The following is a 13,545-nucleotide window of genomic DNA, read 5'->3' on the forward strand; positions in this document are numbered from 1 at the left end:
CGGAAGGGCCGAACATCCCGCCGGAACCACCCGGGCGAACGGAATCCCCGGATGCAGCTCACACGTCAGCGCGGATCCGCGTAGCTGCGTCCTTCCCTGGTCGACGTGCTGGGTGTCAAGGGTCGAACTTGTTCGAGCCCGAAGGGCCGCGAAGCGCCCTTGACACCCACCACGTCGACTAGCACACTCCCGCAGCGGAGACCGCGCAACCACACTGCCAATGCACCCGCGCAATCACAGTCCGTCTACGCACCGGCGCAACCACATCACCAACGCGCCAGCGGACCACATCGCTCATGCCGGGCGCGACCACAGCCCAATGCATGCGGCATACTCCGCTGACTGTTGCTGGCAGCAACTACCTTGGTTCGGCGGACCGGCGTACGGGAGGTTGATCGCGGGTGGAGTTGGCGGGAGCGGTCGGGAGCGTGATGCGTCGCTCCGGGGACGGGTTCGTCCAGGTGGTGGCGGGTTTCTAGGGGCGGTTTGGGTTGTTCGGGGGTGGGGGGAAGGATGGGGGGCGTGGAGCGAACTGTTGTGGTGGAGAGTGGGCGGGTTCGGGGCCGGGTGGTTGACGGGGTCTCCGCGTTTCTGGGGATTCCTTATGCCGCTGCGCCGGAAGGGCCCGGGATGTTCGAAGCACCGGCGCCCGCGACCCCGTGGGACGGAGTACGGGATGCGTTGGAGTTGGGGCCGACTGCACCGCAGCCGCCGTACGATCCTCCCTTTGATCGGTTGCTGGCTAACCCGATCACGCCTGGTCCGGAGTTTCTGAACGTGAACGTCTGGACTCCCGAAGGCGGCTCCGGGCTGCCGGTGATGGTGTGGTTCCCCGGCGGCGCGTTCCGCAATGGGTCCAACGCACCTCCTACCTACGACGGTGCCGCGTTCGCGCGGGACGGCGTGGTACTGGTCAGCGTGAACTATCGCCTCGGCGTCCAAGGCTTCGGCGTCGTTGCGGGTGCTCCGAGCAACCGCGGGCTGCTCGACCAACTGGCTGCGCTGCGGTGGGTGCAGGACAACATCGCCGCGTTCGGAGGCGACCCCGGCCAGGTCACGATCTTCGGCCAGTCCGCCGGTGGGATGAGCGTCGCCACCCTGCTGTCGATCCCGGCCGCGAAGGGACTGTTCCGGCGGGCGATCGTGCAGAGCGGTACGGCCGAGGCCGTTGCCGTGGAGAGCGACGCGGCGCTCGTCACCGCCGAAGTCGCCAAGCGTCTCGGCGTCCCTGCCACCGCGGACGGTCTGGGTTCCATCGCCGTACCGGAGCTCATCACGGCCCAGCGGATCGTGTCCCAAGAGCTCCGGCAGACTCCAGATCCGACTCGATGGGGCTCATCGGTGATCAGGACCGGCGGCGGCATCATGCCGTTCTTCCCGGTGATCGACGGCGAACTGGTCCACGAGGTTCCGCTCGCTGCCATCGCGCGCGGAGCGGCTGCCGGTACTGACCTGATGGCCGGGACCACCACCGAAGAGTTCAGGCTATTCACTGTCCCCACCGGCGTGACCGCGGCCGTCACCGCCGAGGCGCTCCCGTTGCTACTGCGGCAAAGAGGACTCGATCCGGCGATCGTCGAGGAGTACCAGGCGAACCACCCTGACTACTCCCCTGGCGACATCCTCACTGCAGTGACCAGCGACGACTTCTTCACCCAGCCCACGATCCGGCTCGCCGAGGCACAACGGGCGGCCGGCGGGTCGGCGTACGTGTATGAATTCGCCTGGCGGTCGCCGCTGGACGGACTGGGCGCGTGCCATGCGCTGGAGTTGCCGTTCGTCTTCGACACCCTGGGCACCGCGACCTCGCCGCTCTTCGGGCCGGAACCACCTCAGGAGCTGGCCGACCGGATGCACGCCGCCTGGGTGGCGTTCGGGACCACGGGAAGCCCGGGCTGGTCGCAGTACGACGCGACCGCCCGGCCCGTGCAGACCTTCACCCATCAACCGCGTTAGGCAGACGGCTCCAGCAGCGAGACGACCAGGTCGCGGGGCAGACCGTGGGTCTCGTGCAGGTACTCGAAATCGTTCTCGTCGAGGGTCTTGTGGAAGCGCTCGTGGGTGAGCACCTTCCGCCCCCGCTCGAGCAGATTGGTGAACCGGATCTCCTCGTCGATCAGGATGCGCCGCACCAGCGTCACCAGCTCGCCCTGGTGGAAGTGGTCGAGGGTGTGCTCGAACAACTCCATCGGCAGGTCCGACAAGGTGCGGGACTCGTCGTCGCGCCACAGGATGGTCAGCACCCGCCGGATCAGCCGGCGCAGGACATACCCGCGGCCGGTGTTCGACGGGTGCACGCCGTCGCCGACGATCACCATGCTCGAGCGGAGGTGGTCGATCACGATCCGCTGCGACTGCTCGTCCAGCTTCCACAGTTTCGGGATGATCCGCATCCACGGTTCGAACAGCTCGGTCTCGTACACCGAACTCTTGCCCTCCAGCAGCATCTGCAGCCGCTCGAGTCCGAGGCCGGTGTCGATGTTGCGCTGCTGCAGCGGTTCCAGCGACCCGTCGTCGAGCCGGCGGTACCGCATCATCACGTGATTCCAGACCTCGACCCAGCGCTCGTCGGTGGTCGGCGTTCCTTGCGGTGAGCCGTCGCCGGTCCAGATGAAGATCTCCGAGTCCGGACCGCAGGGCCCAGTCGGCCCGTTCGACCACCAGTTGTCGTCGGTGGTCAGCTCGATCGGGACGCCGATGGACTGCCAGGTGCGCAGTGATTCCTGGTCGAGCTCCACTTGATCGTCGCCGCCGAACACGGTGACGTACAAGCGGCCGGGATCGATGCCGAACCCGTCCCGCAGCAGCTCGAACCCCCACCGCAGGGTCTGCTCGCTGCCGTAGTCGCCGAGCGACCAGGAGCCGAGCATCTCGAACACGGTCAGGTGGGTCGGATCCCCGACCTCGTCGAGATCGGTGGTTCGCAGACATCGCTGGACACCCACGAGTCTGCTGCCGAGCGGATGGGGTTCGCCTTCAAGATAAGGCGTCAGGGGATGCATGCCCGAGGTCGTGAACAGCACGGGGTCACCGGGGCGAGGGATCAGCGAGGATCCGGTGGTCGGCACGTGGCCGCGCTGGGTGAAGAAGTCGATGAAGGTCTTGTCGATGCTCATTGGTCTGGGTCCTTTGCTGGGAAGGACCGGAAACGAGCCTGGTTCTGGCAACAGAAAACCGGCGACCGTTTCCGGTCGCCGGTGGGAGAAGAAGATGTCAGGCAGCGGCAGCCGGAGAGCTGAAAGCTCGTACGGCTGCTGCGAGGCGGGACATCTGATGCATGGGACCACCATACACACGTGAACCCAGGCGGTGTCCCGTGGTTTGGCTCACACCTCGAGCAGTTCCCGGAGCACTGCGCCGGATCGGGCCCAGGTCCAGTCGGCCGAAACCCACTGCCGACCGGCCTCCCCCATCGCCCGCGCCTTGGCGGGATCCTCCAGCAGTTCGATCACCCGTACTGCGGTCGCGACCGGGTTGTACGGATCCACCAGATAGCCCGTCTCCCCGCTCTTCACGGTGTCAGGCGCTCCACCGGAATCGCCAATCACGACAGGCTTGCCGGTCGCGGCAGCCTCCAGCGCGACGATGCCGAGCGCCTCCGGTTCGAGCCCGAATCGCCTTGTCCTACAGGGCATCGCGAACACATCCGCCGCATCGACGTACGGCGGGATCTCCGCCCACGGAACCGCCCCGGTGAACCGGACGGCGTCCGCAACCCCGTGGTGCGCAGCCAGAACCTCCAGCCGATCCCGGTCCGGTCCACCGCCGACCAGGAGGAGTACGGCGTCTGGCACCGCAGCCGCGACCTGGGGCCAGGAACGGATCAACGTGTCCTGTCCTTTGCGCGCGATCAGCCTCGACACGCACGCGACCACCGGCGCGCCGTCGATTCCGAGGCCCTTCCGCACCTGCTCTCCCCCGGCGCCCGGGAAGAACCGGGAGGTGTCCACCCCAGGCGTCAGCCGGCGCATCCTCCGGGCCGCCGCCGGTGACAGCGCCGGCGCGATCCGCTCCGCACACCAACTCGAAACCGTCGTCACCGTGTCGGCGGCATCCGCGATCCGCCGCAGCGCCCGCCGGGTGCCGGGAACCCCGGCCCACCACGTCTCGTGCCCGTGCGTCAGCGCCACGATCCGCCGAGCCCCCGCCTCGCGAAGAGCCTTCCCCATCAGTCCCAACGGAGCCGCGGCACCGAACACCACCCGATCCACGTTGTGCTCGCGCATCACCTGGACGGCGTACCGGGTGAGTCGTGGCGTCGGCAGCAACATCGTCGTGCGATCGCGGACCACCCGGAACGGCAGGCCCTCGTCGTACTGCGTGTCGCCCGGCATCCGGGCCGTCAGTACTACGAGGTCGTCGGCAGGCAGTTCGTCACAAAGCGAGCGGACGAACGTCTCGATGCCGCCCTGGCGGGGCGGGAAATCGTTGGTGACGACGAGGATGGTCACCGTTGGACCAGAGGAGGCACCGGCGTTCCGTACTTGTCCGCCCACGCCCGGCCCATCGCGATCCGCTCGGGCGGCGTCGGGTGGGTGGCGAACAGCCAGGTGCGCCACCGGCTGGGGTCGAGGCCCGAGATGTTCGTCACCGACAACTGGTGCTGCATCTCGATGAAGGTCTTCGGGTCCTTCGTGAGCTGGAGCGAGTGGTAGTCCGCGCGCGCCTCGATGCGACGACTGACCAGGTTCTGCACCGGCGCGGCCAGGGTCGTACCGGCCACGATCAGGGCCAGCAGCAGCGCGGTCCGGCGCGGATCGGACATCCGTGCCCCGAGCAACAACTTCAGCAGAACGACGGAGAAGGCGGCCCCGAACGCACCGATCAGGGTGCCGTGCAGGACATCGTCCTCGGCGGCATGGCCGAGCTCGTGCGCGACGACGAGCCGCACCTGCTCCGGCGGCGCGTTGTTCAGCAGCGTGTCGTAGACGACCAGCCGGCGGGTGGATCCGAAACCGGACACGTAGGCGTTGAGAGCCGTGGTCCGCTTCGAGGCGTCCGCGACCAGCACATCCTTCACCGGTACGCCGTCCTGAGCCGCCAACTGCATGAACTCGTCGCGCTGCGGGCCCGGCGCCATCGAGGTGAAGTCGTTGAACCGTGGCTCCACCAACACGGGATAGGCGAAGGAGACGCCGAGCACCAGCACCGCTGCGGCGATTGCGGCAGGCGCCCACCACCAGGTCCGCCACTTCTTGGCGAAGGCGATCAGCCCCAGAGCGATGGCGATCAGGGCGAGCGACATCAGCACCCAGTTGACCGCCCGATCGCGCAACCACAGTCCCCAACTCTCGGTGGACAGCCCGTAGTTCCGGGTCACCCGTTCGGCCAGGGCGTCCGTCGGCAGGGTGATCAGACTCGCCAGCAGCCCCAGGGCGGCCACGAGCACCGGGACAGCGAAGTACCAGCGGCGCAGTTTGAGCGCGTCGTACAGGCGACGGCCCAGCGGGCTGAAGCCGATCGCCAATGGCACGAAGACGGACAGCACCCAGGAGGTCGTTGACCAGGGCAACAGCTCGTGGCGGAACCGGTTCTGCCGGTCGATCTCGGCGGTGGTGAAGTCGAGCGAGGCGTTCGGCGTCGGCAGGTCGATCAGGTGCCAGGGGGTAGTCGTGACGATCACCACGACCAAGGCGGCCGCGACCACGACACCGGCCACCCAGGGCGCCAGCCGAGTCAAGTTCGGCTCAGACACCTGCCAGCCTCTTGATGTACTTCTGCCAGTCGGCCGTGAACTGCTGCTCGGTAGTGCCGAGCACGGTGCGGAAGGCATCGGCCAGACCGGTCGGGCTCTTCGAGGCGTGCACGGCCCGGTAGAACTTCACCAACTTGCTCTGCCCTTCCAGCTCGGCGATCAGGCGGCAGGCGAGCCAGCCCGACTCGTAGGCCTGCGGGAGCTCTGTCGACGACGCGGCAAACGCCTCCGGCGCCGGCAGCGTCTTCGGCACCTTGCCCGCCCGGATCGCCTTGAACAACTCCTTCGCCGCCGATTCGTCCTGCACGGACACGGCGGTGAAGGCGACGTAGTCGGCGAACCCCTCGGCCAGCCACAACGGTACCGGCGAGGCGGTAGCGGTCGACGCGACGTGCGTGGTCTCGTGCGTCAGCACGATCCGGCGACCCTGTTTGCCGAGCTCGTCGAACAGCTTCGGGTTGGCCACCACCCGCACGGGGGCTCCGGCCTGCGGCATGTCCAGCTCGGCCATCGTGACCGCGGCGATCTGGGTGTAGGTGCCCGGCTGGGCGCCGAGCACGTACTCCATCTGGGACTGCTGGGCCGGCAGGTAGATGACGGCCTTCTGCTTCCAGTTCTTGCCCCAGACCTTGCTCACCGACTCGACGGCCTTGTCGGTCACCGCGGCGTAGTCCTCGGCGTCCGCCTGGGAGTCGAGGCTGATCACCAGGCTGTGCTCGCCCTTGGCGACGTCGATGCTGCCCAGCGACCAGATCGGCCGCCGTTGCCCGGCGACGAACCGCTCGGAGAACGAGGCCGCGTACGTCGTGCCGTCGCGCGTGACGAAGGTGACCGGCAGGGTCTCGCGAGCGGGTTTGGTGTCATAGCCGGTCAGCTGCCAGGAGACCTCGACCTGGGCGAGCCAGGACTCCGTGCCGCCGAGCGCGGTCTGCCGGTCGGGCTCCAGGGCGGCCGGGTCGTCGCTCACGTAGCGGAACTGGAAAGTGGCCAGCGGCAACTTGCCGAGGTTGGCGAAGATGGTCCGGGCCTGCTCCTCGAAGGCCGGCGCCGTCGGGTCGACCTCGCCGAGGAAGCTGCTGCGGCTCTCCGACTTGACCGCATCCGCCATCTTCTGCAGAACCGCCTCGCCGGCGACGGCCCGGCGTACCCCCTCTGCGGCCTCGTCCGGGGTCGGCGTGGGGTTGCTGGACTGTGCGGTGTTGCCGGGGGCATCGGGATCCGCGGGCGCGTCGGCAATCTGCCGCAGGCCGGCGAACGCGGCCACCGCGACCACACTGATCGCCACCCCCAGCGCGACCCTCTTGATCAGCGGCCCACGTCCGCCCGCAGCCAGCCACGCACCCGGCCCTCCACCCGGCAGCCTCGGTCCGCCGCCATGCTTGGCGGGCAGAACCAAGGTCGGCTGCTCAGAAGGCGGGATCGACTCATCCGGCTGGGATGGGGTGGTGTCGGTGGAGACGCCCGGCGGCGGGATCGCGGGCAGCGGCATGGTCTCGCGCTGATCCTCGTTCACCTCGGCCCCTTGCTGCTTGCCTGCCCCAGTCAGGAAGGCCACTCTAGGTGCCTCCTCTGACAGTGAAGCACTGATGGGTGAAACGAAGCGGCTCCGGGGGTCGTGCCCCGGAGCCGTCGATCATGATCTGAGCTGAACCGACTCAGCCCGGGCGCACCGCGCCGGCGTAGGGCATCAGGTCGACGTCGTCGGTCTTGACCGGCTTGCCCGGACGGCTCGCGTGCACGATCCGGCCGTTGCCGATGTACATGGCGACGTGGCTGACCGGTGAGTAGTAGAAGACCAGGTCACCCGGCTGCAGCTGGCTCTTGCTGACCGACCGTCCTTCGCCCGTCTGCGCCTTCGACGAGTGCGACAGCGAGACCCCGGCCTTCGACCAGGCGGCCATCGTCAGCCCGGAGCAGTCGAACGAGCTCGGGCCGGCGGCACCCCAGACGTAGGGATCGCCGAGCTGGGCCATCGCGTACTGCACCGCGGCGCCCGCGCGTCCACTGACGGGGACCGGCAGGTCCTCCATCCGGCCGTCGCCGCGACTCGGCCGCTCTTCGCGCGCCTTCTGCTCCTCGGCCGCCTTCTCGGCGTCGAGCTTCGCCCGCTCGGCGTCGCTCAGCTTGCCGAGGACCTTCTCGGCGGCGTCGAGGTTGGTCTGGATCTGCTTCTTCAGCGCTTCCTGCTGGGCCTGCACACCTTGCAGCGCGGCCAGCTCGGACTGCTCGCTCGCCTGCAGATCGGCGAGCTTGCCCTGCGCTGCCTGGAACCGGCGGAGCGCGGTGCTCTGCTGCCCGGCGAAGGCCTGGGCGGTGGAGGCCTGGCTGAGGAACTGGTCGGGATCCGTCGACAGCAGCAACTGGGCCGTCGTGGTCATCCCGGAGGTCTGGTACCCGGCGACGGCGAGGGAGCCGATCTGCCGCTTTACCGCGTCGACCTGGACCTGCTGGGTCTTGATCCCGGTCTGGAGCGCCTTCACCTTGTCGCTGGAGGTCTTGATCTGACCGCGCAGGGCGTTGGCCGACTCACCGGCCACCTCGGCCTTGTGCTGCAGGTCGGCCACCTGGGCCTTCGCCTGGGCCAGCGTCGGCTTGGGGTCCGCGTCGGCCGAGCTCTGGATGAACATCACCCCGCCCGCGACGGCGGTGCTGGTGATGGCAGCGAGGGCGATTCCCTTGGTGCGCTTCTGACGGCTCGTGCGGTTCGTGCGGCCGATGGACACAGCCCGGTCGGTCCCTTCCTCTGCTCGACGCCGTCCCCGTCAACCGCGCCTGGTGATACGGAGTTCTACCGCACTCACTCCCGTACTACCCGGCGGGTCACCCTTCGGCTCCTGCTCGTACCCGGTCGGTCTGGTCGGCCGACACTCTGAGGCAACGAGAGGTAACAGTAGTAACCCTTTCGTGACCCGTGCAATTCGCCCCTCGGGTTTGATCCAAAATTAACGTGGGAAAGCCCTTGCAGTGTCGCCGGTCAGACCGCGTCGGCGGCCGGATCGCCTTCCGCAGCAGTGTTCGGCTCGACACTACTGACGGCATGGACCAGCCGGAGCGGTGGAACCAGACCGGACTGGGCCAGAACGTCGAGGGCGGCCCGCTCCTCGTCGTCGATCCGCAGTTCACCGTTTCGTTCGGCCGACATCCCGAGCACCACGGTGACCACGCAGTCCCGGCAGCCCGGTCCTCTCATCACACACGCGTCGCAGTCGATCAGCACAACGTCCTCCAAAGTGGGGAAGCACCCGGACTTGCATCCGGCTGAGAAGGACGCTAAAGACCCCCTCCGACAGTTTCCGGCGGCAGGAGCGGACGTAGTACGGGTCAGGAGCGGGCGATGCGGCTCAGCAGCGTCGCGGCGGAGAGTGCGCGGGCGCCCATCGCGATGATGCTCTCGGCAACTTCGCGGTCGGTGGAGACGACCACGACCGGGCGGCCCGGCGGTTCGGCGCGAACCAGTTGCCGGATCACCTCATCCGCGATCACCCCGGCCGGGCTGAACCGCACCCGGACGCCGCGCGGCGGATTCAGCTGCACCGGTCCCGTCAGCTCAGCACCGTCGAAGACGACCGTGACCTCGATCCGCCGCTGCGCGACCAGCGCGCCCAGCGCCGTGACGAGCCGCTGCCGCTGGGAGTGCAGCGGAGAGTTGGGCCAGGCCGTCTTCGTGACGTTGTACCCGTCGATGATCAGGTGGACCTGCGGGAGCGCGAGCAACTCGTCGAACAACGCGGGGTCGTCCTCCGGCGCGGACCGCCCGATCGGCGCGGCCGCGGGCTCCACGCCGGCAACGGTGTCGGCCGGGCGCAGGTCTCCCCCGGGCGGCAGGGCCAGCTCGCGGCGGAGTCCCGCCGCCGCCTCGATCACGGTGTCCAGCAACAACCTCGTCCTGGTGGATGCCAGCTCGCGCTCTTGCCCCGCAGTACGGCGGGCCGCGTGCTCGACCGCCTCCAGTTCGGTGATCCTGGCCCGGAGTTTCCGCAGCTCACGCTCCACTTCGGCGCGGGCGGCGTCGACTCGCTCGTCGGCCGTGGTCGCCTCGATGGTTCGCTGCTCGAGGTCGGTCTGCAGGCCGGTGATCCGCTGGCGGGCCTCGTTCAGCTTGCGCCGGAGGGTGACGTTCTCGGCCTTCAGTTCGGTGACCTGTTCACGCAGACGCTCGCGCACCTGGCGGGTCTCGGTCCGGGCCTGATCGAGTTGCTCGGTGAGCCGGTGGACCGCCTCGTCGTCGGCGCGCGGCTTCTCCGGTGGCAACTGGGCCGCGGCGGCGACCCGCTCCTCCCAGTGGTCGGGACGGAGCAAGTAGGCCAGCGCAGCCACCTCGCCGGGCTCCGCGGCCGGGACCGGGATTCCTTCGGCGATGGCGTCGCCCAGTTCGGGGTGCTCCCGGCGTACCTGGAAAGCGACCAGGCGGCGGAAGTGCTCGTCGGTCTCCAGGATCGGGCCGAGCACGGACGCCGACAGCTTCGCGCGCTTGCCGGGCGCGAAGCTGGCGAACCGCCGCAGCGGCGGGGGGATGTCGGTCGCGGGCAGCTGACCAAGAGCCTGGGCGGCCAGGGTGAGAACCCTTTGCCGTACCGGCTCGGGCAAGGCGGTAGCAGCGGAGCCCGCGGCGGTGCCTGCCTCAGTCACCGGTCCGCAGTCCGGTCTGAACGGCCCCCTGGCTCAGCCAGTGATGCAGACCACAACGGCCCGGCCCGTGGCCCGGCTTGGCGGTGATCGCTTGTTTACGCATACAGAGAGCCTAGACGGTTATGTGGCGTGTCACCTGCGGAATTGTCGGTGGGGGCTTCTAGCGTCGTCGGCATGAGCAGCCCCTTGTCGGATGTCGCCGCTGCCCCGGCGCCGGAACCGGTGATGCCGATCCGCGGCGTGCAACCGAGTTTCGACGACCTGGGTACGCCGTTGCGTGACGTCACCTTCTGCGTGGTCGACCTGGAGACCACGGGCGGTGCGCCGGGTGATTCGGGCATCACCGAGATCGGTGCGGTCAAGGTGCGCGGTGGCGAACTGCTCGGAGAATTTCAGTCGCTGGTGAATCCGGCCGAGCCGATTCCGCCGTTCATCGCCGTACTGACCGGGATCACCGACCTGATGGTTGCCTCGTCACCGCGGATCGGGTCGGTGCTGCCCGCCTTCCTGGAGTTCGCGCGCGGCTGCGTGCTGGTCGCTCACAACGCGCCCTTCGACGTGGGATTCCTGAAGCACGACAGCCAGGTGCACGGCTACGACTGGCCCGACTTCGCCGTCGTCGACACCGCTCTGCTCGCGCGGCGGGTGCTCACCCCCGACGAGACGCCGAACTGCAAACTCGGCACCCTGGCCAAGCTCTTCCGCACCACGACGACGCCGAACCACCGCGCGTTGTCGGACGCGCGCGCCACCGTCGACGTACTGCACGGGCTTTTCGAGCGGGTCGGATCGCTCGGTGTGCAGACGCTGGAGGATCTGCAGACGTTCTCGTCCCGCGTCGCCCCGCAGGTGCGGGCGAAGCGGCACCTGGCGGAGTCGTTGCCTCATGCACCGGGTGTCTACCTGTTCACGGACGACCGCGGCGAGGTGCTCTACATCGGCAAGTCGAAGGACCTGCGCAACCGCGTCCGGTCGTACTTCACCGCCTCTGAGACCCGCACCCGGATCGGCGAGATGATCGGCATCGCGTCGGGGGTGCGCGGCATCGAGTGCGGTACTGCGCTGGAGGCCGAGATCCGGGAGCTCCGCCTGATCGCGGAACACAAACCGCGGTACAACCGGCGCTCGAAGTTCCCCGAACGCCAGCACTGGTTGAAGGTCACGGTCGAGCCGTTCCCCCGGTTGTCGCTGGTCAAGCAGGTCCGCGACGACGACGCGGGCTATCTCGGCCCGTTCAGCTCACGGAAGACAGCCGAGCGGGCGATGGCCGCGCTGCATGAGGCGTTCCCGATCCGCCAGTGCACAGACCGGATGTCGCGTACTCCGCAGATGTCGCCGTGCGTGCTGGCGGAGATGGGCCGGTGTAGCGCGCCGTGTGACGGCCGGGTCGACATGGACACCTACGGGGGCTTCGTCACCGCGTTGCGTTCGGCCCTCACAGTTGACCCGGCGCCCGTCGTCGAGGCGTTGGATCGGCGAATCGAACTGTTGTCGGCGGACGAGCGGTTCGAGGATGCGGCGGTGCACCGGGACCGGCTCAGCGCCTTCGTCCGGAGCAGCGCCAAGATGCAGCGGATGTCGTCCGTCACGGGGTGCGCGGAGATCTGCGCCGCCCGGAGGACCGAGGACGGCGGCTGGGAGCTGCACGTGATCCGTCGCGGCCGGCTGGCCGCGGCCGGGATCAGCCCGCGGGGGACGGATCCGCGCAAACACCTCGAGATGCTGCGTGCCTCCGCCGAGACTGTCCTGCCCGGCATCGGCCCGGTCGCGTCGGCCTCCCCCGAGGAGATCGAGCTCGTACTGCGCTGGCTCGACTCCCCCGGCATCCGCCTGGTCGAGATGGACGGCACCTGGACTTGCCCGGTCACGGGCGCCGGCCGCCACCTCAGCCGCCTGGACAACTCCCACTCCGACGCCCACCACCACCCCGCCGAACGCCGCCGCCGCTCCCGCCCTCTCGGCCCGGCCCGCGCCAGTTAGCACGGTTCACATCCTGGCGCTCGACCTCTGCTGCGTGGGGCCAAGCTCGAGAGGTAACTTTCTGTATGCATATCAGCCCTTGACCTTTGCGCTGGTGTGACGTTTCTCCTTGTGGATAAGGGGAAAGGGGACAGTTACCGATTTGCTGTGCTGCGCTACCTAGCGTAATCTCGAATGCATGTTCGAAGGTGATCTGCGGGACCTCAGCGCGACCGAGCTGCTCAGCTCGGTCGGCGAGCATCACGCCGAGCAGCGGCGGATGGAGATCCGGCTCCTCGAGCACGCGTTGCAGTGGGCCGACCTGAACCACCCCGACAGCGCCCCCTGCCGCGATCATCCCGGTGCGGAACGTTGCCTCAACCCGGGCGGTCCGGGGTGTCCGCCGATCCGGGAGTTCGTCGCGGCCGAGTTCGGCGCGATGATGGGACTGTCGGCCGGCAGCGCGACCAACTTCATCGGCCGCGCGCTGGTGTTGCGGCACAAGCTGCCCCGGACCTTCGCGATGGTGCTGGATGGTGGCGCGACGCCGTGGAAGGCGTGCAAGATCGCCGACGAATGCCGGGACCTGTCCGAGGCGGCGGCGGCGATCGTCGACCAGAAGGTCGCCGGCATCATCGACACCATCAGCGCACAGCGGCTGGCCAACATCGTGAAAGCCGCGATCCGCACCGCCGACCCCGAAGCAGCCGAAGCAGCAGCCAAACAGAAAGCCCGCGAACGCGGTGTCTACGTCGGCCAGTCCGACGACCACGGCACCAAATCGATCTGGGTACTGGCCGCCACCGGTGACGTGATCCGGTTCGACTCCGCCATCGACGCCATCGCGACCGCGCTGAAAACCCTCGGCGACACCGACACCCTCCAACGACGCCGCGCCAAAGCCATCGGCATCATCGCCGACCCACCCTTCGCCGCCGCACTACTCACCACCGCCCGCGACCACACCACCAACAACCAGGGTGACACCGAAGCTCCCCCGGAGACCCACCCGGCCACCGACCCCGGCACCGCCATCCCCACCCGCAAGACGACCGGAGCCAACGCGGACACCGAAGCAGACACCGACACGGATGCCGGCCTACCCACAGACGCAGACACCGACGCCGATACCGGCGTCACCGCCTCACGAGCGGGAGCCACTCACCGGCCTGCGAGCAGTGACCAGGACATCGGCAACGGCCGAACGGACGACGACCACCGCGACCGCGACCACGACGACGGCGACGGCGACGGCGACGGCG

The 13,545-nt window shown here is 68.6% G+C and carries 10 protein-coding genes; 3 read left to right on the forward strand and 7 right to left on the reverse strand.

The window, feature by feature from the left end:
- Nucleotides 1-522: 522 nt before the first annotated feature.
- Nucleotides 523-1,956 (forward strand): carboxylesterase/lipase family protein, encoded by a 1,434-nt coding sequence (locus VFG33_RS10045; RefSeq protein ID WP_325024779.1) that lies wholly within the window; start codon nucleotides 523-525, stop codon nucleotides 1,954-1,956.
- On the opposite strand, the gene VFG33_RS10050 is transcribed toward VFG33_RS10045, so the two are convergent.
- From VFG33_RS10050 to VFG33_RS10080, 7 genes are all read right to left on the reverse strand, one after another.
- On the reverse strand, nucleotides 1,953-3,116 hold the full coding sequence (locus VFG33_RS10050) for an alanine--tRNA ligase-related protein (RefSeq protein WP_325024781.1): 1,164 nt from the start codon (nucleotides 3,114-3,116) through the stop codon (nucleotides 1,953-1,955). The two genes, VFG33_RS10045 and VFG33_RS10050, sit on opposite strands and share 4 nt — an antisense overlap.
- Nucleotides 3,117-3,326: 210 nt before the next feature.
- Nucleotides 3,327-4,451: a glycosyltransferase family 4 protein gene (locus VFG33_RS10055; protein ID WP_325024783.1), complete on the reverse strand. Its 1,125-nt coding sequence runs from the start codon at nucleotides 4,449-4,451 to the stop codon at nucleotides 3,327-3,329.
- A complete protein-coding gene (locus VFG33_RS10060; protein ID WP_325024785.1) occupies nucleotides 4,448-5,695 on the reverse strand; it encodes a M48 family metalloprotease in 1,248 nt (415 codons plus the stop codon). Before VFG33_RS10060 ends, VFG33_RS10055 begins: the two co-directional genes overlap by 4 nt.
- Nucleotides 5,688-7,250 carry a hypothetical protein gene (locus tag VFG33_RS10065; protein WP_325024787.1) on the reverse strand — a complete coding sequence of 521 codons (1,563 nt, stop codon included), beginning with the start codon at nucleotides 7,248-7,250 and terminating at the stop codon, nucleotides 5,688-5,690. Before VFG33_RS10065 ends, VFG33_RS10060 begins: the two co-directional genes overlap by 8 nt.
- 100 nt (nucleotides 7,251-7,350) lie before the next feature.
- Nucleotides 7,351-8,418 carry a C40 family peptidase gene (locus VFG33_RS10070; protein WP_325024789.1) on the reverse strand — a complete coding sequence of 356 codons (1,068 nt, stop codon included), beginning with the start codon at nucleotides 8,416-8,418 and terminating at the stop codon, nucleotides 7,351-7,353.
- Between the two features lie 251 nt (nucleotides 8,419-8,669).
- Nucleotides 8,670-8,912 (reverse strand): hypothetical protein, encoded by a 243-nt coding sequence (locus tag VFG33_RS10075; RefSeq protein ID WP_325024791.1) that lies wholly within the window; start codon nucleotides 8,910-8,912, stop codon nucleotides 8,670-8,672.
- A 104-nt stretch (nucleotides 8,913-9,016) separates the two neighbouring features.
- Nucleotides 9,017-10,324: an NYN domain-containing protein gene (locus VFG33_RS10080; protein WP_325024793.1), complete on the reverse strand. Its 1,308-nt coding sequence runs from the start codon at nucleotides 10,322-10,324 to the stop codon at nucleotides 9,017-9,019.
- A gap of 174 nt (nucleotides 10,325-10,498) precedes the next feature.
- Between VFG33_RS10080 and VFG33_RS10085 the strand changes: the two genes are divergently transcribed.
- Together VFG33_RS10085 and VFG33_RS10090 are read left to right on the forward strand one after the other, a co-directional pair.
- A complete protein-coding gene (locus tag VFG33_RS10085) occupies nucleotides 10,499-12,304 on the forward strand; it encodes a DEDD exonuclease domain-containing protein (protein ID WP_325024795.1) in 1,806 nt (601 codons plus the stop codon).
- A 178-nt stretch (nucleotides 12,305-12,482) separates the two neighbouring features.
- On the forward strand, nucleotides 12,483-13,545 hold a 1,063-nt coding region (locus tag VFG33_RS10090), incomplete at its 3' end, for a DUF222 domain-containing protein (protein WP_325024797.1).

The sequence above is a fragment of the Kribbella sp. genome, assembly GCF_035687465.1.
Lineage (GTDB): Bacteria > Actinomycetota > Actinomycetes > Propionibacteriales > Kribbellaceae > Kribbella.

Excerpts from the sequence above, each read along its gene's own strand:
- VFG33_RS10050 (WP_325024781.1), bottom strand. The coding sequence starts at position 3,116 with ATGAGCATCGACAAGACCTTCATCGACTTCTTCACCCAGCGCGGCCAC.
- VFG33_RS10085 (WP_325024795.1), top strand. The coding sequence starts at position 10,499 with ATGAGCAGCCCCTTGTCGGATGTCGCCGCTGCCCCGGCGCCGGAACCG.